Source organism: Bradyrhizobium sp. STM 3557 (genome assembly GCF_045571465.1).
In the GTDB taxonomy this organism is placed as follows: Bacteria; Pseudomonadota; Alphaproteobacteria; order Rhizobiales; family Xanthobacteraceae; genus Bradyrhizobium.
In genome coordinates this window covers 6878234-6901841 of sequence record NZ_CP120697.1, presented here as the reverse complement: position 1 = coordinate 6901841, position 23608 = coordinate 6878234, and the positions used below count along the sequence as shown (strand labels likewise).

Genomic DNA, 23608 nt, shown 5'->3' with positions numbered 1-23608 from the left:
CGAGCGGCTTCAATGTGCTGCGCTCCGCGCCGTCGGCGGCCCGAAATTTTGTGCTTTCGTTTTTCCGAAAAATTGTGGATCATGTACGCATCCCGCCTCGTCGAGAGGGGCGTTTCGCGCGATCGTCAGGAGACGCGAGGCGGGAATGCGGTGGCCGTGCCTGTCTTGACAGCGTGATCCTTCACGCAGACGAACGAGGCGGATGCGGACGTGAAGTCGTGTGGTCCTGGCATTCCGGTGCTAATGCCAAGTCGGCTGCGATGCTTTTCAAGTGTCGTACCGACGACGGGGGCAAACAAGCCGGTCTCCGGGGAGAGCGCGTATAAGCGTTAAGACCGCCGCGCAGGGAATGCCGGGTTGATCGGCTGCACCTGTGGTGACTGCCGCCTGCTTTTTTTCTGCAGGCGGGCCATGGGTGAGGCCTTCACCCGGCATTCCCTGCGCCCTCTCGATTCTCTCGAAGGGCATGTCCGTCGCAGAACCCGGGCGCACGTCGCCGCGGGAATGCGACCATATGTCCGAACAGGCTGCGTGAAATCCGGATCGAAGGCGCTGGCGCGCAGCGCCGGAATGTCGATGCGGGAACGCGGATGGTGCGTAAGGCGTTCAAGCCGGAGAGCCGCGGGCGGCCGACATTCGTTCGGTGGCTTTCGTTGCGCCGACAGCGGGACTGTGCTGTTAGATGGGCGCAGATGTTTCCGCGAAGGGGTAGTGCGATGCGCAGATTTTTGACCGTATTGGCGGCGCTGGCGACGTTGAGTCTGACCAATTGCGGTTACAATGCCATTCAGACCAATGACGAGCAGGTCAAGGCCAACTGGTCGGAAGTCGTCAACCAGTATCAGCGCCGCGCCGATCTGGTGCCGAACCTGGTCAATTCGGTGAAGGGCTTTGCGCAGCAGGAGAAGGATGTCCTGCTCGGCGTCACCAATGCCCGGGCCAAGGTCGGCAGCATCCAGGCGACGCCGGAGGTGCTGAACGATCCGGCGGCCTTCCAGAAATTCCAGGCCGCGCAGGGCGAGTTGACCAACGCGCTGTCGAAGCTTCTGGTCGTCACCGAAAACTATCCGCAGCTCAAGTCGGACGCGCTGTTCCGCGATCTGATGTCGCAGCTCGAAGGCACCGAGAACCGCATCACGGTGGCGCGCAACCGCTACATCAAGTCGGTGCAAGACTACAATGTCGGCATCCGCACCTTTCCGAACAACCTGACCGCAATGCTGTTCGGCTACAAGGAGAAGCCGAACTTCACTGTGGACAATGAGCGCGAGATCTCGACCGCGCCGAAGGTCGATTTCAACGCGCCAAGCCCGGCGCCGGCGAAGTAGTCCGGAGCGTTCGGCCGTGCGGGCGATGTCGGTCGCGAAAGCATTGGTCGCAGCGCTGCTCCTCTGCTTGACCTTCGCAGCTTGGGCCGAGGTCGCGGTGCCGCCGCTCACCGGCCGCGTCGTCGACCAGACCGGCACGCTGTCGAGCAGCGACATCGCGGGCCTCACTCAGAAGCTGAAGGATCTGGAGGCGCGCAAGGGCAGCCAGATCGCGGTGCTGATTGTCCCGACCACGCAGCCGGAAGACATCGCGCAGTTTTCCATCCGCGTCGCCGAGGCCTGGAAGATCGGGCGCAAGAAGGTTGATGATGGCGCGCTGCTGGTGGTGGCCAAGAACGACCGCAAGCTGCGCATCGAGGTCGGTTACGGGCTGGAGGGCGCACTGACCGACGTGACATCGCGGCGCATCATCGACGAGATCATCGTGCCCCAATTCAGGAGCGGCGATTTCGCCGGCGGCATCAATGCCGGCGTCGATCGCATGATCGCCGTCGCCAATGGCGAGCAGCTACCAGCGCCGCAGCCGCAGGCTTCGCATGGGGTGGATCTGGATTGGGACACGGTCACGTCGCTGGCGCCCTTCGTGCTGATCGGTGCGATCATCGTCCTGCGCGCCATCCTTGGTCGGCTGCTCGGATCGGTAGCGACCGGCGGCCTGTTCGGCGTCATCGCCTGGATCGTGGCCGGCTCGCTGCTGGCGTCGGTCCTGGTCGGCCTCGCCGGCTTCGTGATCGCGATGTTCGCAGACGCCGTCAACGCGGCGGGGCCGCCGATGCGCGGCCGCTCGCGCGGCGGCTGGGTGGGCGGCGGCTCGTCCTCTGGAGGCTGGAGCAGCGGCGGCAGTTCGAGCGACAGCGGCGGCTTCTCCGGAGGCGGCGGCAGTTTCGGTGGTGGCGGCGCTTCGGGGAGCTGGTGAGATGGGCATCGGACGCATCGCGCGGCACCTTCTCGCGCATCATTGGCGGGTTCGGCGCCTGTTTCCGCCCGCCGTGCGCGATCGCATCGCGCAGGCCATTCGCGCCGGCGAAGCCACCCATGCGGGGCAGGTCCGCTTCGTCGTGGAAGGCGCGCTCGATGGCCGACCGTTGCTGGCGAACCAGCCGGCGCGCGAGCGCGCGCTCGATATCTTCTCGCACCTGCGGATCTGGGACACCGCACATAATAACGGCGTGCTGATCTATCTTTTGCTTGCCGATCGCGACGTCGAGATCGTCGCCGATCGTGGCATCGATGCGCGGGTCGGCCAGGCCGACTGGGACGCGATCTGCCGCGATATGGAGGCTGCGTTCCGCGCCGGCCGCTTCGAGGACGGCGTCATAAAGGGTATCGAGGCCGTCTCGCGCGAGCTTGCGCGGCACTTTCCGCCGCAGCCTGGTCAGCGCAACGAACTGCCTGATCAGCCGGTGGTGATGTAGCCGGACGGAGGCCAGGTGGCGTCAGTCTCCGCGCCTCCAGGATGTTTGCAGGCGCGAACGCGCTGCGCGTGCTCACCATTGTCCCGGCTGGGCCGGCGGCCGCCCGGTCTCGAACAGATTGGGCGACGACATTGAGGGCGCCGGTGCTATCTCGTCCTGGCTCGGCATCCTGGCGTAACTGTGCCGCACCGTTCCGGCTGAGACGTGCTTCGTGGCTTTCGCGGCGTGCCGATGTGTCGGCGCTTCGCCGGCGTGGGCCAGCGCCAGCGCGAACAGCGAAAAGGCGCCCGCGCCGAGCGCGGCGAAAAAACTCTGTTTTGACATGTCACGTTTCCTTCGTCTGGATTCATCTCGCCGTGAGATGTGGCTTCTGCACGCCTGCGATTAGGCGCGACAGAGCGAAAGGACTTTTTGTTCGGGACGAACAGTGCTTGCGAGCCGCCGCTGTCGCGATACACGTGGATCGCGCCGGCGGGATCTTTTGTTCGGTCTGCACGGTCGCTCCGGTTCATTCCCATGGTCCGACCCGCGGGATCTGGTCGATCTCGCAACGGAGCAGCCCGATGTCACGCAATGAGCGGTCGTCGAGCGCCCTGAGTTCGGCCATGGCGCGGCGCCTTGCCCGCCATTGTCTGATCACGGATCGCATGCTCCTGATCGCCGACTCGATCCAAGCGAGCCGTCCCGGAGGCGAATTGATCGCCACCTCTGTCGGAAATAAGCGACTGGCAAGAAATGAACTCCTGGAACGCGCCTGCATCTGCGTCAGCATTGGCAACTCCCGGTCACGTTGGACCGGCGAGGTTGCCAGCGCGATGTTTCCGAACCATTCCGATCCGGAGAAAAAGCCTACGTCTGTAACGCGAGCCCCAAGACGCAGCACTGCCTTGCCAGCAGGCCCCGTCACCCGCTGCAGGAACCGCCGATGATGAGGCGGTGCGAGCTATTGGCGCTGAACACGCCGCTTTGGAAGGGAAGTCCGTCTGTCTCGCTCTGCAGCGTGTGCGCTCGCGAGACGTCGACTGGCGCGATACCGCGCGGCCATGGCCTCACTCAGCTCCGCCATCCTCGCACGCAGTTCGGGCGGCGCCAGCACCTCGGCCTCCGGCCCGAGCCGCAGCAGCTCGGCGGCAGCGTGCCAATCCGTGGTGCCGATCGGGATGGTGGCCGTGCGCCAACCGCCGGCATCCGCATCGTCGGCGACGCGCAGGCGTGCCTTGACGTAAGGCTGGGTCAATGCCTCCAGCAGCTTGATGCCGAAAGGCGAGAGCCGCACGAGTGCCTCGCGCGGATGCATCTCGGCTTCGAGCCGCTCGGTGGCGGCGCGCCAATAGGCGCCGAGATCGAAGTCGGCCGGTCGTGCGAAAGTCTCGCCTTGGACGGCGCAATCGAGAATGCGCGCGACGCGATAGGTGCGGATATTGTTGCCCGCTTCGGTGCCGACTTGGCCCGCGAGATACCAATTGCCGCCCTTCAGCACGAGGCCAAGCGGTTTAAGGCGGCGGCGCTTCTCCGCTTTCCAGCTCTGGTAGCGGATTTCGATCAGGCGATCGGCGAGCAGCGCATCGGCGATGGCGCGCAGGTGCCGCGGCTCCTCGGCCTCACCGAACCAGCCGGGTGCATCCAAATGAAACCGCGCCTGCATGCGCGTTGCGCTTTCGCGCAAGCCCGCCGGCAGGGCAGCGACGAGCTTGGCCTGCGCCGCGCTCATCGCGCCATCGAGTCCGAGCGCCGCCGCCGGCCCCGGCAATCCGGCCAGAAACAGCGCGTCGGCCTCGGTCAGCGACAGCCCGTTCAGGCGGACGCGGTAGCCGTCGAGCAGGCGAAAGCCGCCCTCTGCGCCGCGCTCCGCATAGACAGGAATGCCGGCGGCCGACAGCGCATCGACATCACGATAGATCGTGCGCACCGAGACCTCGCACGCCTCGGCCAGCTCGGGCGCTGTGACCCGGCCCCGCGCCTGCAGGATGGTGAGGATCGAAATAAGGCGGCTCGCGCGCATGTCGCCGTTAAACCATACCTGACACAGGATGTCAGGTATGGTGGTCTAAAACGCGCCGTCGCACAGGAGGAGACTTCCCATGATCCAAGCCCCCATGAATAAAGACGATCGCATCACGCTGTATTATTCGCCGCAGACCCGCGCAGGCGGCACCCGCGTGCTGCTGGAGGAGCTCGGCGCGCCTTACGATCTCCACGTTCTCAATATGAAGGCGGGCGAGCAGCGCAAGCCGGCCTATCTTGCCATCAATCCGCTCGGCAAGGTGCCGGCAATCGGCCATCGCGGCCAGCTCGTGACCGAGCAGGTCGCGGTCTTCATCTATCTCGCCGACCTGTTCCCTCAGGCCGGACTGACGCCAAGCCTCGATGATGTCAGGCGTGGACCTTACTTGCGCTGGATTGCCTATTACGGCTCGTGCTTCGAGCCTGCGCTGATCGATCGTTCGATGAAGCGCGATCCTGCGCCGGCCACGCAGTCGCCCTATGGTGACTACGACACGATGCTCGGCGCGCTGCAGGCGCAGCTCGCCAAAGGGCCCTATCTGTTCGGAGACAGCATGACGGCGGCCGACGTGCTCTGGGGCGTCGCTCTCAACTGGACCATGATGTTCGGGCTGGTGCCGAAGAACGATGTCTTCGTCGGTTACACCGAACGCATCACCTCGCGGCCGGCCTTCAAGCGGGTGACGGAGGAGGATGCCAGGATGGCGGCACAGCACGCGGCCGCGATCGGAAGCTGACGCGCGGGTATTGCGAGGCCGAGCCGGCTCGGCCTCGCTCCAGGCCCGGGCGTTCGGTCAAATGACCGTGAGCGCGGAACTAAGTAGTCCGGCTGCAACGGAGGAAATGCCAAGATAATGTCGTCACGCCGGCAAACTTCCGACACATCGCGGCTGCGAAACGGCGCATTCCAACATCACGCACGAGCGAAAGAGGCGCCGGTGTCCGGCGTCTTCGATCGCGTTTTATTCGAAGAGGCCCGCGTGTCGCACCGATTTCTCTTCGCCATTCTGTTTGCTGTCACGGTCCTTGCTTCTCCGGCCCTTGCGCAAAGCGCGCCGTCGCCGGCTGCCTCGCACGCCAATGATGCGCTGACGCCGGAGCAGGCGAGGCGCGCGCTCGAGACCCTGCAGGACGATGCCAAGCGCGCGCAGATGATCGACACGTTACGCGCGATCGCCAACGCTGCGCCTCCGCCAAATCAAGCTGCGCAGCCGAACGCGGCGGCGCCGGAGCAGAAGCCTGCCATTCCGCTCACCTCCGATAGTCTTGGCGCGCAGCTTCTGCTCACGGTCTCCGAGCAGGTGACTGAGATCTCGCAACAGGTCGCCGATGTCGCGCGCACGCTGACGCATTTCAGGGCGTTCTATTGGTGGTTCGTGCGCACGGCCAACGATCCTGCAGCCTACGGCCAGCTGCTCGATATCGCGTGGAAGCTGGCGCTGGTGCTCGCCTGCGCGCTCGCAGTCGAATGGCTGATCTTCCGCCTGATGAGACGGCCGCTGGTCTATCTGGAGCAGCATATCCCGCATGCCGCGCGCGTGCCTGCGCCGGCACTGGCAATGGCCGATCCGCCATCCTCGGCAGCGGACATTCTCAGCGAGCCGGAGCCGCAGCGGCGCCGGATCTCGCTCGCGCGACTCTGGCAATCGCTTATCAGGCTGCCCTTCGTGCTCGGCCGGCTCGCTCTCGAACTGTTGCCCGTGCTCGCCTTCGTCGGCGTCGCCACCACGGTGCTCGGCACCGAGATCGGCGACATGCCGACCACGCGGCTCGTGATCCTTGCGGTCGTCAATGCCTACGCGGTTTCGCGCGGGGTGATCTGCGCAGTGCGCGCGCTGTTCGGACCGTTCGGCCTGTTCCGTATCCCCGCGGAGACTGCGGCCTACATCGAGATCTGGACGCGCCGCATCGTGGCAGTCGCGGTCTCGGGCATCTGTTTTGCCAATGTGGCACTGCTGCTCGGCCTGCACCGCGCCGGCTATTGGGGCCTGCTGCGGCTGGTGATGCTGGTTGTACATCTCTTCGCCGTCGTGATCATCCTGCAATGCCGCCGCCAGGTTGCCGATCTGATCCGCGCGCCGGCCGGGCGGGTGGGCATTGCTGCGCGAGCGCGCAACCGCGCCGCAGCGCTGTGGCACCATCTTGCGATCGCGGTCGATATTGCACTGTGGGCGGTATGGGCGCTCAACATCCGCAACGGCTACTCGCTGATGCTGCAATATTTCGTCGGCACGATCGCAGTGGTCCTGATCGCGCGCCTCGTCACCATGGTGGCGCTGAGCCTGATCGATCGTGGCTTCTCGATCCGCCCCGAGATCCTGCAGCGCTTTCCGGGCCTGGAGGTGCGCGCGAACCGCTATCTGCCGGTGCTGCGCCGGATGGTCGCCGGCATCATCGCCTTCGTCGGCTTCGTCGCCGTGCTGGAGGTCTGGGGCGTCGATGCGATTGTCTGGTTCTACGGCGGCCAGATCGGCAGCCGCCTGCTGTCGGCCTTCGCCACCGTCGCCATCGCAGCTTTCGTGGCGGCGGCGATCTGGGAGGTCAGCAACGCGCTGATGGACCGCCAGATCGAGGCGCTGTCGCGCGGCGGCCATTTCGCGCGTGCGGCGCGCCTGCGCACCTTCCAGCCGATGCTGCGCACGGCACTGCTCTGCGTGATCATCACCGTGGTCGGGCTGACCGCGCTCAGCGAAATCGGCGTCAACGTCGCGCCGCTGCTGGCGGGCGCCGGCATCGTCGGCATCGCCATCGGCTTCGGCTCGCAGAAGCTGGTGCAGGACCTGATCACCGGGCTGTTCCTGCTGATCGAGAACGGAGTCCAGGTCGGTGATGTCGTCAACGTCGCCGGCCTGTCGGGCACGGTGGAGAACGTCTCGATCCGCACCATCCGTCTGCGCGCCGCTGACGGCGCGGTGCATATCGTGCCGTTCAGCGCGGTGACAACGATCACGAACGCGAGTCGCGGCGTCGGCAACGCCGCGGTGAGCGTCAGCGTCGCCTACAAGGAGGATACCGACCGCGCCGGCGAGATTCTCAAGGACATCGTCGCCGAGATGCGCCGCGAGCCGGAATATCGGATGGCCATTCGTGGCGATCTGGAATTGTGGGGCGTCGACAAGGTGGATGGCGCGATGGCGACCATCGTCGGCCAGATTCGCTGTACCGATTCCGGCCGCTGGCCGGTGCAGCGCGAGTTCAACCGCCGCATGAAGCGCCGCTTCCAGGAATGCGGCATCGAGATCGCATCGAGCGGACAGACCATCCTGATGGCGATCCCGACCCCTGCGGCCGAGGACGCAAAGCCGCGGCGCGCCACGGGCTGAGGGCGCGCTCGCGCGTGGCGCGTCCTACACCCGATCGAGCTTCGGCAAGTCCTTGATCGGGCCGCCGAGCTTGTCGCAGAGGAAGGCCAGCGTGTCGCAATGGCGATCGATGGTCTTGCGCAGCGCGTTGCCCTGGCCGTGGCCGGCGCGCTGCTCGATGCGCAGATACACCGTGCTGTCAGGCGCCTGCTCCTGCAGGGTGGCGACGAATTTGTAGGAGTGCAGCGGTGCGACGCGGTCGTCATGATCGGCCGTCAGCACCAGGAGCGGCGGATAGCTCACGCCCTTGCGGACGTTGTGCAGCGGCGAATAGGCGAGCAGGGCCTTGAAGTCCGTCTCGTTCTTCTCGGGGTCGCCATATTCGGGCCGCCAGTTGACGCCAAAGGTGAACTTGGCGAAGCGCAGCATGTCAGTGACGGGCACGGCCGAGACCACGGCGCCAAACAGGTCCGGCCGCTGCAGCATGGTGGCGAGCACCAGCAGGCCGCCATTGCTGGTGCCGGTGATGCCGAGCCGTTCGCGGCGGGTATAGTTGTTGGCGATCAGCCATTCGGCCGCGGCGATGAAATCGTCAAACGCGGTCTGCCGGTGCTCGCGCCGGGCGGCATCGTGCCAAGCCTGGCCGTATTCGCCGCCGCCGCGGATCGAGGCCAGTGCGAACACGCCGCCCATGCGCACCCAGGCCGTGATCTGCTCGCTGTAGTAAGGCCATAGCGAGATGCCGAAGCCGCCATAGGCATAGAGCAGGGTGCGCTTGCTGCCGTCGAGTTGGATGCCTGGCAGATGGACCAGCGTCATCGGCACCTTGGCGCCATCCTTGGTATCGACGAATACCTGGCGCACCACGGCATCGGACAGATCGTGCTTCGCACCCGAGGCATGGAACAGCGACGTCTTGCCGCTCTCCAGATCGAGCCATTCGATCAGCGGCGGCTGCTTGTAGTCGCTGACGCCGAGCAGTTGGTGATCGTCACCCTTGAAGCTGCGTCCGAAGGTGACGCTGGCGAGGCTGCCGAGATCAACGGTCGACTGCCGCTGGCCGGTGAGGTCATAGATGGAAATCCGATGACTGACGTTGTCGAGATGCTTGGCGATGATGCACTTGTTGAACACGGCGGCCTGGTCGAGCACCGCATCGCTCTCGGCGATCACGGTGTGCCAGCGCTCCGGTTTCGGATCGGAGATGTCGATCCGCACCAGCCGCTTCTTCGGCGCATCGAGATCGGTCAGCGCGTAATGGGTGCCGCCGGTGTCCGCGAGCGGATAGAATCCCGCTTTGCCGATCGGAAAGATCTCGGTGATGTGCAACGGATCATGCAACGGCGCGATGAAATAGCCGCGCTTCTCCGAGGTGCCGACGCCGGCGATGATCTTGAGCCAGTCGGAATCGAAGGTCGCGCGCAGCTCGAAATAATAGTCACGTTGGTCCTGACGCCTGAAGATGATGCGATCGGCCGATTGCGGCTCGCCCAGCCGATGCTCGCAGACGATCTGGCCGCGGCGATACCAGTCTTGAGGATCGTTGTCGCCCGGATAGCGCGAATAGAAGAAGCTGCGGCCATCGCGTGCCCAGGCGATCGACGTGTGCTTGCACCAGTTAAGCACATCCGGCAGGTCCTGCCCGGTCTCAACGTCCCGCACATGCAGCGTCTGGCGGTCGCTGCCGGCTTCCGACAGCAGATAGGCGACCTTGGTGCCCCGCCGGTCCGGCACGGCGCCTGCAATCGTCACCGTGCCATCCGTGGACAGCGTGCTGGCATCGATCAGCGTCCGTCGGGGCCCGCCGAGATGCTCCTGGACGCCGAGGCTCCGCTGATCGGCGAGGCCTTCGGAGAACATGGTGAAGTAGCGCGGGCCGAACTGGCCCGGAATCGTGGTGCGCGAATAGGCTGTCGCCGCCGAGATGAAGTCATGAAGCTGCGTCCGCACCGGCAATGCGTCGAGGAAGCCGCGGGCGCGGGCATCCTGCGCCTCGATCCAGGCCTTGACGTCAGCGCGCGCCATGTCCTCCAGCGGCCGGTAGGGATCGGCGATGCTGACGCCATGCAGAACATCCACCGTGCCGTCGCGAGGCGGCAGCGGCAGGTTGGCATTGCCTGGCCCGACGCCAGTGCTCGCCGGCGCCGGAGCCTGCGCATCGGCGCCTGGGCTCAGTGCTATCGATACGCCGACGGCGACGCCGCCCGCCACGACCGCGCGCCGCGTCAGTCCGCTCTTGCCCGCTGCCTGCATCGCCGTCGCTCCCCCGCTTGTCGATCGTGACCTTTGCCGTCCGGCTGGAAAATGCCGTGCCCGACCTGCCGAAAATGCTACGAAACGTAACATTGAGGTTTTCGCAACGCAAGCTGTGATTGAGCGGCAGCAATGGCGGGCGGCGTGACCGCCAGCAAGAAATATTCGAAAATGATCAACGTGGCCGTTGTCGTTTGCTGCGATCTGATCATTTCAAGGCTGGGTTGCATATCGGCCGCAATTGCGCGACAATCCGTAGCATTACAAACGTCGGATAATCGAAGGCAGCAGAGATGGACGATGGCTTGCCCGGCCTGGGCGACCTCGAGCGCGAGGTGATGCAATTGGTTTGGGCCCACGGGCCGGTCACGGCTGAGGCGGTGCGCGAGCAACTGTCGCGGCGCCTCAAGGAATCCACGGTCCGCACCGTGCTGAGGCGGCTCGAGGAAAAAGGCTATGTGCGCCACACTGTGGACGGGCGCACCTATGTCTATCAGGCCGCGGAGCCGCGGGCGCGCGTCGCGGCGAAGGCGGTCAAGCGTATCGTCGATTGGTTCTGCAACGGCTCGGTCGAGGAGGTGCTGGTCGGCATGGTCGATAACGCCATGCTCGATCAGAAGCAGCTTCGCGAGCTGGCCGATCAGGTCGCGAAGGCCAAGGCGAGCAAGGGGAGAGGGGCCCGAAAATAATGCTACCGATTCTGGCCGAGGCGGCGCTGCGTTCCCTGCTGCTCGGAAGCCTCATATGGATCGGCCTGAAGCTGTGCCGCGTGCGCAACCCGCAGGCGCAGATGACCGCATGGCAGATCGTGCTCGCGGCGTCGCTCGTGATGCCGTTCGTGATGCACGAGCCCACCGTGACGCTCACGGTGCCGGAGGCGCCGTTGACGGAGCCGGATCCGATCTGGTTCGCGGACGAATCGTTTCAGGACACCGGCTTGTCGGTGCCGGCCGCCGGGAGCGAGAGGCTCCATGCCGCAGCGCCCGGACCGTTCGCGCATATCATTGCGCAAATCGATGGCTTGCGCATCGCAACCGTCATCTATGCGCTCGTTGCCGGGTTCCTGCTGCTGCGGATGATCACCGGACTGCTTTTGACCTGGCGGCTGGCGCGAGCGGCGACACCTGTCGATGAGCCCTGGGTTGGTCGCTCGGACGTCCGTTTCAGCCGCGACGTGGATGGCCCCGTCACCTTCGCCTCCATCATTCTGTTTCCGCTGCACGCCATCACCTGGGAGGATGCCAAGCGGGAGGCGGTGCTGGCCCATGAGCGCGCGCATGTCGCGAACCGCGATTTCCATGTCCTGCTGCTCGCCGCGGTCAACCGCGCACTGTTCTGGTTCAGCCCGTTCGCATGGTGGCAGTTCGCCAAGCTGGCCGAACTGGCCGAGATCATCAGCGACGCGCATGCGATCGAGGCCGTCGAGGATCGGCTCGGCTATGCCGAGCTCCTGCTCGACATGGTGCAGGCGCGCCAGCGCCCGGTGCTGGCGCTGCAGATGGCCCGCTCCAATATGCTCCACAGCAGGATCGAACGCATCCTGGCTGCAACCGGCATTCCCGCGCGCATCGATTGGCAGCGCCGGGCATGGATCGTTGCCGCGATCATTCCGGCTGTTGTCGTCTGCGCAGCCACGATCGCCTACCGCACCGGGCCTGCGGCGGCCGTGGCACGGCATCCGGCCGAGATGGAGCGCAAGCCGCAGCACGTCGCCTTCTATGGGCTTGCGCCCGGCTCGATTCTCGCGATCTCGCGCGAGCCTGACGGCCTGTCGGGACAACTCACCGGCCAGCGCAGGCTGCGTCTTGCCGCGGCCGGCGATGGCGCTTGGTCCTATGCGAGCGGCCGGCTCACTTTCGCGCTCGATGCCGATGCCGCACAGCCTGCGCAGCTGACCGTGCATCAGGATGGACGCGATCGGAATGCGGAGCGGATTGCCGAATTGTCCTGGGAGGGCGAAGCCTGCGGGACGGTCCCGTTCGACGACTATGTCGGTTGGTACGAGCTGTCGCCGAGCCGGGTCGTCGCCGTCACGCGCGCCGGCGACCGGCTGCGCCTGAAGGAGACCGGACGTCTGAGCTTCGAGGTCGCGGCCGATTGCGTCGATGCCTTCTCGGGCAAGGACGACAATCTCGTGATCTTCCTGCGCGACCGGCAGGCCGGCGTGGCGCGGGTCCTGCTGCAGGATCCGGTGATCGGAGCGCGGGTGGCGCACCGCGTCGACGCGGCGAAAGCGCGCAGCATCGAGGACGCCTCGGCTGTCCGCATGGCCGAGGTCTCCGATCATTTCCGCGCGCAGGCCCCGACCCCCGGCAGCAAGGAGCTGGTGCTGCGCGGCGTCATCAACATGCAGCGCGGCCGGCCGTCCTATGATCGGATGAGCCCCGCACTGGCTGCGCGGGTCGCGCGGCAAGCCGACGACATCCAGTCCATGCTGGATGCGTTCGGGCCGGTCGAAACGGTCTTCTTCCGCGGCGTCGGTCCCGGCGGCTATGACGTCTATGGCGTGAAGTTTGCGAAGGGCTTTGCCGAGGTCCGCATTCTGCTGGGCGCGGATGGCAAGGCCGAGGATGTGACCTTCCGGCCCGATGGCAATGACGAGCAGGGTGAGATCGTGGGCTGCTCCGCAGAGGCCGGATTGAAGCCGCCAACGGAAAACATCCCGATCAAGGTCATGCTCTTCAATGCGAGCGGCGAGGATATCCGCCCCTTCAGTCTCGACGCCGACGGCAAACGGGTGGCGCGCGGGACCATGAGCGACAACACGACATCATGGCTGCTCACCGATGTTGGGCGCCCGATGGTGATCGCAAATCGTGATGGGAAGTGCCTGGAGGTCCTGCTGCCGGGCCAGCGCACGCGCTATCACAGCATTGAGATCTCCCAATCCGGCGAGGCGGCGCATCTGGGGCGGCCGCGGACCGCGCCGCTGCCCGGCAGCGAGGACGCGCTGCGCCGCTATATCGATGCGCTGGCCGCCGACGAGCTGGACGAGGTGCGGATGACGCCCGAGGTCGCGGCCCAGACGCGACAGCAAATGGCGCAGAGCCGCGCGATCCTGGCGCGGCTCGGTGGGCTGCGCGCACTGTCATTCCGCGCCGTCACCTCGATCGGCACCGATGTCTATATGGGGCATTTCGCCAATGGTACCGCGGAATGGCGTATCGCGCTCGCCAAGGACGGCTCCATCATGCGCATCGCGCTCGGACCGCAATGAGACTCGATGAGCATTCCGCAAGCCATTCAAGCTGAGCATCTCACCGCTGTCTTGCGCCGAAACGGCGTGCTGGGCGCGGCCGACGTCAGCGACGTTGCGATTGAAAGCTCGCGCGACACGATCCTCTCCCGCATCATTCGTGTCAGCCTGAGATACGATGCATCCGCGGATGATGCTCCGCGCTCGCTCATCTTGAAGACTGGCAATCCTGATCGGATCGGAGATGCCTTCGAGGCTGGTCGCCGGGAGGTCGAGTTCTACAACGAGATTACACCGCTGATGCCGGCCGACGTCGTGCCGCGTTGCTTCGAAGCCTACTATGATCCCGAGACGACCGCATGGCATCTGCTCCTCGAGGATCTCACGGAAACGCATGTCATAGCCACGCAGTGGCCGTTGCCGCCTTCAAGGCAGCAGTGCGAAGCCATTCTCCGGGCGCATGCGCGCCTTCACGCGTCCTGGTGGGACAATCCGCGACTTGGTGTCTCCGTAGGGACCTGGCTCGATGCCGAGGCTTTGGATCGGCGGATGCAGCTCGTCGCCGACGATTTTCAACGCTTTGTTGATCGGACGGGGGATCTGCTGTCTCAGGAGCGTCGCCAGCTTTATGAGCGATTGTTCAGCTCGGCGCCTCGTCTGCTTCAGCGCTATCACTCACATCGCAACTTGACGATCGCCCAGGGCGACGCGCATGTCTGGAATGCGTTCCTCCCGCGAGAGGAGCAGTCCGGCGATGTCCGCCTGTTCGATTGGGATGGCTGGCGCCTCGATGTTGGGTCGCGCGACCTCGCCTACATGATCGCGCTGCACTGGTATCCCGACCGCCGCAAGGCCATGGAGCGTTCACTGCTCGACGCGTACCACAATACGCTCGTTGCTTGCGGGGTGCAGGGCTATGACCGCTCCGCGCTCGAAGGTGATTATCGGCTGTCGGTGCTCTGGCAGATCACGACGCCGGTCTGGCAGGCCGTGAACAACATCCCCGCTGTCATCTGGTGGAATGGCCTCGAGCGCATCATGCTCGCGGTCGACGATCTCGACTGCCGGTCGCTCCTGACCTGAAGCTGCCTCGAAGCTGCCCATATGCGGCCACCGGCAGAGCAGCGGCGTTTTCGGAACCCGAAACCGGGAACATCCGGGCCGAAGCCGAATGCGGCAAGTCCTGCCATGGTGTTGGCACAAAACCGCCCCGGACAATTTCCTAAAATTTCGGTAAGAGCGCCGGAAGTAAGGATTTGGCAACCAATGGAAAGTTACCAAAGGCTCAACGTTATCTGGAGAATTCGAACGTGAGCGAACCACACGCCGAGCAGATCAGCGGCGGCTCCGTCGGTGCGGAGCCGGTCATCACCCCTCAGGCCTCTGCCGAACCGGCCCCAGCGAAGCCGGAGGCGATGGATGCCGCCGTTCCGGCGATCCATCAGCTCGAATCTCCCGTGATCTCTCCTGACCATGAGGCCCCCAAGGCCGACACCCCCAAGGCCGACACCGCTAAGATCGAGCCGGTCAAGCTCGAGCAGGCCAAATCCGAGGAGGCCAAGCCCGAGCAGGGCAAGTCCGCGCAAGTCAAGTCCGAGTCGATCGGCCTCGACCAGATCAAGCCCGATCCCATCAAGATCGAACCGACGAGCGCCGAACCGGCGAAAGCGGAGGCGCCCAAGCTCGAGCTGGCCAGCCTTGCGGCCGCAGCTCCCGCTCTCATCGCGAGCGAGGGATCGAAGGCGGAACCCGGCGGCTCGTCCGCGCCGAAGTCCGACCTGCCCCGCGCCGGCAGGCTGGTGATGGCGCCTGCCGCGAATGACAGCCTGCGCGCCGAAGCCGTGTTCGCGGCCGCGGCCGCGGCCACCAGGGGCGGCGCAAGGCCGGAAACGGCGGCGGGCACGGACAGTGCCGATCGTGCGAAGGCCGAACGGCGCGATCCGCCGCGTGCAACGGCAGCACAGCCGGCAGCGAGACGCGCGCTTCCCGTTGCGGCGATGCTGGCAATTGCCGTTGTGGCCGGCGCCGCTGGCGGCGCGCTTGCCACCATCGCGCTCGTGCATGGCTCCGGCGGTCAGGCGACGGCGGCGAACGGCAGCGCCGAGCTCAGCGCGTCCGTCGGCAAGATCGAAAATGACATTGCGACAGTGAAAGCGAGCCTCGAGCAGACCAGCCAGTCCAGCCTCGTCGAGCTCAACAAGACCTCCGAGCGCCTGGATAAGCTCGAGAAGGCGCAGGGCGAGCTGGCGAAGGCCGCCAAGCCCGGCGAGCTGCAAAAGCTGAGCGAAGCGGTGGAGCGGTTGCGCACCGCGCAAGCCTCCGCGACGCCGACGCCTGCGGCGACCCGGGAAACACCAGCCGCACGGGAACGAGAGACGACAGCCTCCGTCGCGCCAGCGACGTCCCAGCCGACGGCGGCTGGCGTTCCGGCGCAGTCCACGGCGGCTCCGCCTGCGGTCGGCCGGCTTCCGATCGTCGACGGCTGGGTGCTGCGCGACGTCGGCCGTGGCGGCGCCCTGATCGAAGGGCGGCAGGGCCTTTACGAGGTCTATGCCGGCGATCCGGTCCCCGGGCTCGGCAAGGTCGATGCGATCCGCAAGCAGGACGGCCGCTGGGTGGTCGTGACCACCAAGGGCCTCGTGGTCGCGCGCTGAGACACGTCACCGACGAATATTCGCGAGGCGCTTCACCGGCACGTGAGGCGCCTCGTTACGTTATTGCCCGCAGCTTTCCGCTTTTCGGCTATTTTCGCCCCTTAGCAAGAGCTCGCGCGAGATGTGATCGAATAGACCGGGCTTCGCGCTGTTCTTGTTCTCGTGAGGAGGCGCGTCTTGCGGTTTTCTGTTCTGGCTCTCGTGATGCTGGGGTGCATGCGCCTTGCGCATGCGGATGAGGCTGCGCCGCTGGAGCGGGGCGCCGCGATCATCGAGCCCACCGCCTTGCGCGAGCTCGATCACGGCGCGCTTGGTCTTAACCGCATGCTCGCACCGTCGCGCCCGGCTGACGCCGCGCTGACCGATGCCGATCTATACGCGCTGCCGGCGATGGTCCCGCTGCGCAAGGCGCTCGATGCCGAGTTCGAGCGCTATGTCGAGAGGCACAAGGCGACCTTGCCGGATGAGAGCATCGGGGTCGGCTCTTCTTTTGCATTTCAGCTGTTCGATCGCTCCGTGCTGGACTCGCAGGATGCCCGCTTCGTGCTGTCCGGCATCGTCAACCGGATGGACCGCGCCTATGTCGATCCCGCCCATTGCGGCGAGGTCCGGCTGATCTACCGCCTGGCGCGTACCACTTTGCCCGAGGCCGGCGACGAGGCGGTGCCGGCGCGGCTGCCGATGACGCTCAACCTGGTCCTGAAGGCGCGCAGCGACGCGCAGGCCGCCAGCAACACGCCGAGCTGCGCCGAGATCGCGCGGCGCTGGCTCGATACCTCCGACCTTGCGCTCACAGGCCGCGAGCTCGCCGCCAGACTCACCGAAAAGGATGGTGCGCTAGCCACGATTGCGCCGGAGAACATCGTTCGGATCGAAACCAACCTGCAGATCGCGCATGCACCGAAATCGGCGATCCGTGATTTCCGCACCGACTACATGATGAAGGTGTTCGACTATCACGCCGAGCGCGGCACCTTCGACGAGGCTGTGCTGGAAGACCAGATCGATCGCGACCGGCTGCTCGCCGATGCCAGCCTCGCGCGCGAGTTCAAGGACTGGCTGCTGCAGCCCGACCATCTCGGCGAGCTCGATCGCGGCACCGCGCTGATCCCCGATAAATTCCTGGCCAAGGTCGCGATCGCGCCGACGCCGACAGGCTTTGTCGATTCACCACTGCAGCCGGCGTTCGGGCTGGTGCAGGGCGATGATGACGGCCGCGCGCCTGTTTTCAGCGAGGATGATGTCGTCGGCGCATTGCGGAAGGCGGCCGAGAGCGGTGTCGCCATGGAGAACATCCAGTCGGTTGCAGGCTTCGAGCGGCGGCTGAACGACATCGGCTGTGGCGGCTGCCACCAGACCCGCGGCATCGGCGGTTTTCATTTCCCCGGCGTCGACTGGATGGCGGCGAAGCCGTCGAACACGATCGTGGTGCCGGGCTCGCCGCACTTCTTCGGCGACCAGGTGCGCCGGCGCGACATCCTGGCGGCGTTCCGCGACGGCCGCGAGCCGGATTTCTCGCGCGGCTTTGCCAGCCGTCCTCAGACGAGGGGCACCACCGAACTGGCAGGGACGGAGTACAGCGATGGTTGGGGCGGCCATTGCTACGTGCGGCACGACAACGCGGCTGATAACGACAAGAGCTTCAGCGCCTGGACCTGCGCCTCCGGACTCGCCTGCCAGGCCGGGCCGAAGACGCGGATGGGAATGTGCTTCATCTCCACCCATTGACGAGCATCGCCGGGATCGGCGAACGCCCGACATGTTTCTGCGTTAAGCTCGCACCAGCTGCATCGCGCAGGGGAGCGGGCTATGACGAGCCAAGAGGAGAAGAACAAGCAGCGCGATCGGCAGATCGCTGAGAACGAGGAGGTGCGCCAAATCACAGGCAACATCCGCGTCAGCGCCTGGGCGATCGTGTTCGCGATCATCCTCGGGACGATTGCAGTCTGGACCGGTTGGGGCTGGCTGCGGCACTGAGCGCGGCCGGGGCATCGATGCCACCGCCGCCGGGCGGCCGGGACGACGGCGGAATGTGTGGCTTGATCTCAGCCAACCGCACCACCTGAGCGGAGCTTCTCGATCGCGGCATCGTCGAAGCCGATTGAGCGGAGGATTTCGTCCGAATGCTCGCCGACGCCGGCGGGCTTGCGCGGCCGCACCTTGCGGGCGCCATCGATCCAGATCGGGCTGCTCACCGTCAGCATGGTATCGTTCTCGAACGGTACCAGCACCTCGTTCTCGATCATTTGCTGATCCGTCGGGATATCGTCGAGGATGCCGACCACGCCAAACACGAGGCCGTTGCCGTCGAGGATCTGGCGCCATTCGGCCAACGGCCGGGTCGCGAAGGTCGCGTCGAACTCGCGGATCAATTCAATGGAGTGAGCGTGGCGGTCGGCCTTGGTCGAAAAGCGCGGATCGGTGATCAGCTCCTCGCGGCCAAGGCAGCGGGCCAGGATCGGAAACTGCTTCTCCTCGTTCAGCAGCGACAGCATGATCCAGCGGCCGTCCTGGCAGCGATAGTGGTTGGTGACGGCGTTCAGCGCCCGCTCGCGCGGCCGCCGCTCCGAGAAGGTGGCGCCGCAGAGCTTCGCCTGCGCCAGCACCGAGGCGGCCCAGACGCCGTTCGCCATCAGGTTGGAGGCGACGTGACTGCCCTTTCCGGTGCGCTCCCGCTGGTAGAGCGCGGTGACGATGGCGCCGTAAAACGCCATCGCGCAGGGGTGGTCGCCCATGCCGGCAATCGAGCGAGCAGGTGTGGTGCTCTCGTCGGCGCGCACCAGGTCCATCAGGCCGGAGCGCGCCCAATAGGCATTGCTGTCGAACCCGGGCTTGTCGGCCTCCGCGCCCTTCTCCCCATAGCCGGTAAAGGAGGCGTAGATCAGCCGCGGATTCAGCGGGGCGAGCGTCTCGTAAGCGAGGCCGAGCTTCTTGCGCACCGCCGGCGGAAAGTTGGTGATGAAGACGTCGGCCTCCGTGACCAGCCGCCGCAGCACGGCCTGTGCCTCCGGCTTGGCCAGGTCGAGCGCGATGCTGCGCTTGTTGCGGGCTTCCAGATGCCAGGCGTAATTGTGCTCGCTGCGTGGATAGCCGGGCAGGTTGGGAAGATTGCGGTAGGGGTCACCGGCCCCGGGCGGCTCGATCTTGATGACGTCGGCGCCGAAATCCGACAGCACGGTCGCGGCGGCAGGTGCCGCGATGAAGCTCGCGCAGTCCAGCACCTTGAGGCCGTGAAAGATGCCTTTGTTCTCGCCGCTCTCATCCATTGGTCGTCGCTCCCGCTCACATTTATTGTTCCGCACGCTGGAATATTCTTGAGCGTGCGTCGGAGGTTAGAGCGTCATTTGACCCGTGTTGGGAGAGTGAGGCAATGGCCTGCGCGGCATCGCGGCGCGCTCAAATTGCAGATCAATGAGATAAATAAACAATGTACCAGGAGCGGGCCCCGCTCCTGTTGACGAATGCGCTGGTGTGGTGAGCTGGTCGTCGCGCCGTGGATGTCCCCGGCGGTCGCCTTCGCACTAGACCTTGAGGTTCTCGGCTGAGGTCCTGCCGCGATTGGCAATCTCCTCATACTCGATCGACTGGCCTTCGTTGAGCGTCGTGAGACCGGCTTTCTGCACTGCAGAGATATGAACAAAAATGTCTTTGCCCCCCGTGGCGGGCTGAATGAATCCGTAGCCCTTGGTCGGGTTGAACCACTTGACGGTACCTTTAGCCATACGTTGCCTCCGCGGGATCAATATCAATTTGGCCAAGACGGTCCCCGCGGGCCGCCTTGTCCGGACAAATAGGATACGCCGGTTGCGCTAGGCTTGGTAGCGCAAACAGCGGGCGGATTTGGCTTGAAATGATCGATATCGTGGCGCCTTTGCGGCTTTTCGCCGCCGCCGCGCTCATCGGTCTGCCAACCCCTTCAGACTGAGACTCCGTAATAGACCCTAAGGTTCAATAGGTCGCGGCCAGATAGTCGACGATCCTGCCGACATCCGCCTCCTCGATCGGTGCGCCGTAGAGCTTGATCATCTTGGTCACCTCGGCCTGCCAGAAGTCCTTCTTGTACTTGGGCCCCTGCGGCTGGGTATTGATGTAGTCGGCGGAATGGCAGCCGGTGCAGTTGTTCTTCACCACGTCCAGGTTGGGACCCGGCCTGAACGCGGCGGTCTCCTCGGGCAGTTTGTAGGCAATGGGCGCGGCGCCGGCGGCCGACATGATGATGGCGAGAGCGCAGCTCCCGAGAGCGATGGTTCGCATGGCCGATCTCCTTCAGGCGGCAGTGACGCGCACCGTCTCGATGACGTTGCGCAGATAGCCGGCCGGATTCCAGCGCGGCTCGGCCGGCTGCACCTCGCCTGCATTGCTGGTGGCGCGGACCTTCAGCTCATGCGTGCCCGCGGCAAGCTCGACCCGCAGCTTCCATTCACGGAAGGAGTATTTGCCGAGATCCTTGCCCAATCTTGCCGGCGTCCAGCTCGCGCCGCCATCGGTCGAGACCGCGACCTCCTTGATGCCGCTGCCGCCGTCGAAGGCGATGCCCTTCAACGTGGTGCGGCCTGCCTTCACCTTCGCACCGTCCGCGATGCTGGTGACGAAGGAGCGCACCGTGAAGCGGTTGATCGGGATCGTCGCCTTCGGCGCCGTCCCCGGCTCGACGCAGTTGCAGGGCGTGTCCGGAATCCGGTAGGCCGATTTCATCCAGAAGCCGTCGAACGTGCTGTCAATGACGGTGATCTCGCTCAGATGCTTGACCCAGTAGGTGCCGTAATAGCCGGGCACCACGAGCCGCAGCGGAAAGCCGTTGAGCACCGGCAGATCGTCGCCATTCATGCCATAGGCGAGCATGACCTCGCCGTCGCGGGCGTGGTCGATGTCGAGCGCCTTGACGAAATCCGGCGTCTTGTCGCTGACCGGGCCGTCCATGCCGTTGAAGGTCACCTGCTTGGCGGTCGCCTGCACGCCGGCCATGTCCAGCACGGTCTTCAGCGGCACGCCGCGCCAGCGTGCATTGCCCATCGCGCCATTGCCGAGCTGGCCGCCGGCGACGCGCGGCTCGACAAAGCCCCGGCTGTTGCCCGAGCATTGGTTGACGGCGACGAGCTCGACCGCCTTGAGCTTGCGGATGTCCTTCAGGGACAGTTTCTGCGGCCGGTCGACCTTGCCGGTCACGCTCAGCGTGAAGGTGTCCGGGTCGACGTTGAGCGGCAGGTCGGCTAGATGATAACGCACGAAGAAAGCGTTGTTCGGCGTGATGACGCCGTCATTGAAGATCGCAAACGGGGTCTCGAGCTGCGGTGGGCGGCTGGTCAGCCCGATCATCGGCCGCTTCTGCGGATATCTCACCAGCGGCCGCTCGCCGTTTCCGAACGGCAGGGTCACCGTCTCCGCCAAGGCTCGCGCCGGTCCGAGGCCTACTGCAACCGCGGTCCATCCGGCGCGCTTCATCAGCGTCCGTCGATCAAGCATTGCTCCCTCCGAAGCTTCGTTGGCAGAACCGGTCGCCACCGATTCCGTGGTTCTTCGACCGCTAGTTAGTTGCAACAGCGCGCTGTAGAGTCAATGAGCGCTTGTCGCCAACATCGCTTGCGTCGCAGCATCGAACTCTCGTCATGCCGCGACAACACGTTGTGTTTCCTTGAGCGCGGCGAGCGCCTTGGCGTCATCAGCGGTGCGGACATGCATCGGCTCGGTGCGGCCGCGGATCTCGACCTCGCGGGTCACCAGCGCATCGGCCGCGAGGCCGGCGGTGACGCAGACATCATTAGAGATGATGACCTCGCAAGCCAGGCTCTTGGTCATGTCCTGCAGCCGCGCGGCGACATTGACGGCGTCTCCGAGCGCGGTGAACACCATGTGGTCGCGATACCCGATCTCGCCGACGATCACCTCGCCGCCATGGATGCCGATTCCGAAGCGGATCGGCTCGCGCAGATCGTGGCTCAGGAAATCGTTGAGCTGCTCGACCTGGCCCGCGATCGCGGCTGCGGCTGAGATCGCCTGGCGGCAGGCGGTGGCCGGATCGACCGCGAGACCGAACAGCGCCAGCATGCCGTCGCCGATGAACTGGTTGGGCTGTCCGCCGCTGGCAATCACCGCCTGCGAGACCGCGCCGAGAAAACGGTTGACGATGAACACGGTGTCGAACGGCAGCCGCGTCTCTGCGAGCCGGGTCGAGCCGCGCATGTCGACGAACAGGCTGACGAGATAGCGCTCCTGTCCGGTCCGGGCTGGCGTCGCGGGCAGGGCGCTGGCGGATATCGCGCCGGGCATGAACAGCTGGAAGAAGGAGAGGTCGTCATTCGGGCGCAGCTGGCAGGCCAGCCGGATCGACGGATCGGCGGCGCCGACCTTTCCGAGCACGAACGCCTCGCGCGGCGATGGCGGCGGCAGGCGGCTGAGGTCGCCGATGATGCGGATGCGGCAGGTCGAGCAGCGGGCGCGTCCACCGCAGACGCTGGCATGCGGCACGTTGTGGCGCAGGCTGGCCTCGAGCACGCTGAGCCCTTTTGGCACGCGCACGGTGCGCCCGTTATTGTAGGACAGTGTGATGATGCCGCCGCGGCGCTCGTGCAGCGCCCGCGCCGCGCGGGCCAGCAGCGCGGCAGTCAGCAGCGCGAAATAGGCGATCAGGAAACCGTCTGCGATGTCCTCGAGCGTGGCCTGCTCGGCCGGCGTGCCCATCTGGCGTACGCCGACGTTGTCGGCGCGCCACTGCGGCGCTGCGCTCTCGACGACGATGGTGCGGCCGCCCTGATAGAAGCCGAGCAGCGCCAGCGTCGGGATCAGCACCGCGCAGCCGAGCAGCCACGGCGCGGTACGTTGATAGAACCGCTTCATCCGCAGCCAGAAATGCAAGCCGATGCAGCCATGGATCCAGGCCACCAGCACGGTCGCCGTCATCGGCCAGACGCGCGCGGGCGAGGCGACCCAGTAGGCGTACAGCACCTGCGGATAGAGCTTCTCGTGTCCGTACATCGCCTGCGCGAGCCGGACGCCGACGATATGTGCAAAGATGAGCGCAGGGATGCTGAGGCCGAGCACGAGCTGCAGCGGCTCGATGGCCTTCCGGCTGAACTGCCGCCGCTGGTACAGCGCCCAGACGCCGAGGCCGCCATGGACGATTGCCGCCGTGTAGAAAACGATCGCAACGGGAAGGAAACGCCAGAAGGCGACGTGATAGGCGACGCCGTTAGCCAGCGCCTGCAGCGAGATGATGCCGAGCGCATGGTTCAGGAAGTGACTGAGCAGGTAGCAGAACAGCACGAGCGCGCAGGCGAGGCGCACCTGCCGCACGCCGATGCCGCGAAGCATCGTCCGAACAGACCGGGAGGTGGTGGCGATCATGCGCTTCATCGGATCATGAACCGCGATTGGAGCAGTTTATTCCGCCGGGCATGCACGCGCCACCTCGCGCAGCCCAACACGGCGGGGGCGTACACAGTGGCACAGCGGACGCGTG

At 65.5% G+C, this 23608-nt stretch carries 20 protein-coding genes; 11 read left to right on the top strand and 9 right to left on the bottom strand.

Features of this window, described 5'->3' with window-relative positions; translation table 11 throughout:
- The first annotated feature begins 716 nt into the window (after window positions 1-716).
- Genes P6U24_RS32000 through P6U24_RS31990 form a run of 3 tightly spaced genes read left to right on the top strand, consistent with a single transcriptional unit; the run spans window position 717 to window position 2743 of the window.
- On the top strand, window positions 717-1328 hold the full coding sequence (locus P6U24_RS32000; RefSeq protein ID WP_407156401.1) for a LemA family protein: 612 nt from the start codon (window positions 717-719) through the stop codon (window positions 1326-1328).
- 25 nt (window positions 1329-1353) lie between these two features.
- On the top strand, window positions 1354-2244 hold the full coding sequence (locus P6U24_RS31995; RefSeq protein ID WP_407160663.1) for a TPM domain-containing protein: 891 nt from the start codon (window positions 1354-1356) through the stop codon (window positions 2242-2244).
- A gap of 1 nt (window position 2245) precedes the next feature.
- Complete coding sequence (locus tag P6U24_RS31990) at window positions 2246-2743, top strand: TPM domain-containing protein (protein WP_407156400.1); 498 nt, start codon at window positions 2246-2248, stop codon at window positions 2741-2743.
- Window positions 2744-2815: 72 nt separating this feature from the next.
- Here P6U24_RS31990 and P6U24_RS31985 read toward each other — a convergent pair whose 3' ends face one another.
- The 3 genes from P6U24_RS31985 to P6U24_RS31975 form a co-directional block, all read right to left on the bottom strand.
- Window positions 2816-3067, bottom strand: coding sequence for a hypothetical protein (locus P6U24_RS31985; protein WP_407156399.1), 252 nt, complete (start codon window positions 3065-3067; stop codon window positions 2816-2818).
- A 184-nt stretch (window positions 3068-3251) separates the two neighbouring features.
- The gene (locus P6U24_RS31980; protein WP_407156398.1) at window positions 3252-3350 is read right to left on the bottom strand and encodes a DUF1127 domain-containing protein; all 99 of its coding nucleotides are present in this window, start codon (window positions 3348-3350) and stop codon (window positions 3252-3254) included.
- Window positions 3351-3686: 336 nt separating this feature from the next.
- The gene (locus P6U24_RS31975; protein WP_407156397.1) at window positions 3687-4745 is read right to left on the bottom strand and encodes a helix-turn-helix transcriptional regulator; all 1059 of its coding nucleotides are present in this window, start codon (window positions 4743-4745) and stop codon (window positions 3687-3689) included.
- A 94-nt stretch (window positions 4746-4839) separates the two neighbouring features.
- On the opposite strand from P6U24_RS31975, the gene P6U24_RS31970 reads away from it, so the two are divergent.
- Window positions 4840-5484: a glutathione S-transferase family protein gene (locus P6U24_RS31970; protein WP_407160662.1), complete on the top strand. Its 645-nt coding sequence runs from the start codon at window positions 4840-4842 to the stop codon at window positions 5482-5484.
- Between the two features lie 243 nt (window positions 5485-5727).
- Window positions 5728-8070: a mechanosensitive ion channel domain-containing protein gene (locus P6U24_RS31965; RefSeq protein WP_407156396.1), complete on the top strand. Its 2343-nt coding sequence runs from the start codon at window positions 5728-5730 to the stop codon at window positions 8068-8070.
- A 24-nt stretch (window positions 8071-8094) separates the two neighbouring features.
- Here P6U24_RS31965 and P6U24_RS31960 read toward each other — a convergent pair whose 3' ends face one another.
- The gene (locus P6U24_RS31960; RefSeq protein ID WP_407156395.1) at window positions 8095-10302 is read right to left on the bottom strand and encodes a prolyl oligopeptidase family serine peptidase; all 2208 of its coding nucleotides are present in this window, start codon (window positions 10300-10302) and stop codon (window positions 8095-8097) included.
- 293 nt (window positions 10303-10595) lie between these two features.
- Between P6U24_RS31960 and P6U24_RS31955 the strand changes: the two genes are divergently transcribed.
- The 6 genes from P6U24_RS31955 (at window position 10596) to P6U24_RS31930 (ending at window position 18129) form a co-directional block, all read left to right on the top strand.
- On the top strand, window positions 10596-10991 hold the full coding sequence (locus P6U24_RS31955; protein ID WP_407156394.1) for a BlaI/MecI/CopY family transcriptional regulator: 396 nt from the start codon (window positions 10596-10598) through the stop codon (window positions 10989-10991).
- Window positions 10991-13519 carry a M56 family metallopeptidase gene (locus P6U24_RS31950; protein ID WP_407156393.1) on the top strand — a complete coding sequence of 843 codons (2529 nt, stop codon included), beginning with the start codon at window positions 10991-10993 and terminating at the stop codon, window positions 13517-13519. Before P6U24_RS31955 ends, P6U24_RS31950 begins: the two co-directional genes overlap by 1 nt.
- Window positions 13520-13525: 6 nt before the next feature.
- Window positions 13526-14581: an aminoglycoside phosphotransferase gene (locus tag P6U24_RS31945; protein WP_407156392.1), complete on the top strand. Its 1056-nt coding sequence runs from the start codon at window positions 13526-13528 to the stop codon at window positions 14579-14581.
- 227 nt (window positions 14582-14808) lie between these two features.
- Complete coding sequence (locus P6U24_RS31940) at window positions 14809-16152, top strand: hypothetical protein (protein ID WP_407156391.1); 1344 nt, start codon at window positions 14809-14811, stop codon at window positions 16150-16152.
- Between the two features lie 204 nt (window positions 16153-16356).
- The gene (locus P6U24_RS31935) at window positions 16357-17880 is read left to right on the top strand and encodes a hypothetical protein (protein WP_407160661.1); all 1524 of its coding nucleotides are present in this window, start codon (window positions 16357-16359) and stop codon (window positions 17878-17880) included.
- A gap of 81 nt (window positions 17881-17961) precedes the next feature.
- On the top strand, window positions 17962-18129 hold the full coding sequence (locus P6U24_RS31930; RefSeq protein ID WP_407156390.1) for a hypothetical protein: 168 nt from the start codon (window positions 17962-17964) through the stop codon (window positions 18127-18129).
- A gap of 68 nt (window positions 18130-18197) precedes the next feature.
- On the opposite strand, the gene P6U24_RS31925 is transcribed toward P6U24_RS31930, so the two are convergent.
- The 5 genes from P6U24_RS31925 to P6U24_RS31905 all read right to left on the bottom strand — a co-directional run bounded on the left by P6U24_RS31925 (window position 18198) and on the right by P6U24_RS31905 (window position 23493).
- Window positions 18198-19418, bottom strand: coding sequence for a CaiB/BaiF CoA transferase family protein (locus tag P6U24_RS31925; RefSeq protein ID WP_407156389.1), 1221 nt, complete (start codon window positions 19416-19418; stop codon window positions 18198-18200).
- Between the two features lie 255 nt (window positions 19419-19673).
- Window positions 19674-19874, bottom strand: a complete 201-nt coding sequence (locus P6U24_RS31920) for a cold-shock protein (RefSeq protein WP_407156388.1) — start codon at window positions 19872-19874, stop codon at window positions 19674-19676.
- A 226-nt stretch (window positions 19875-20100) separates the two neighbouring features.
- Window positions 20101-20406: a cytochrome c gene (locus tag P6U24_RS31915; protein ID WP_407156387.1), complete on the bottom strand. Its 306-nt coding sequence runs from the start codon at window positions 20404-20406 to the stop codon at window positions 20101-20103.
- Between the two features lie 12 nt (window positions 20407-20418).
- The gene (locus P6U24_RS31910; RefSeq protein ID WP_407156386.1) at window positions 20419-21615 is read right to left on the bottom strand and encodes a molybdopterin-dependent oxidoreductase; all 1197 of its coding nucleotides are present in this window, start codon (window positions 21613-21615) and stop codon (window positions 20419-20421) included.
- A 141-nt stretch (window positions 21616-21756) separates the two neighbouring features.
- Complete coding sequence (locus P6U24_RS31905; RefSeq protein ID WP_407156385.1) at window positions 21757-23493, bottom strand: adenylate/guanylate cyclase domain-containing protein; 1737 nt, start codon at window positions 23491-23493, stop codon at window positions 21757-21759.
- Between the last annotated feature and the right edge of the window lie 115 nt (window positions 23494-23608).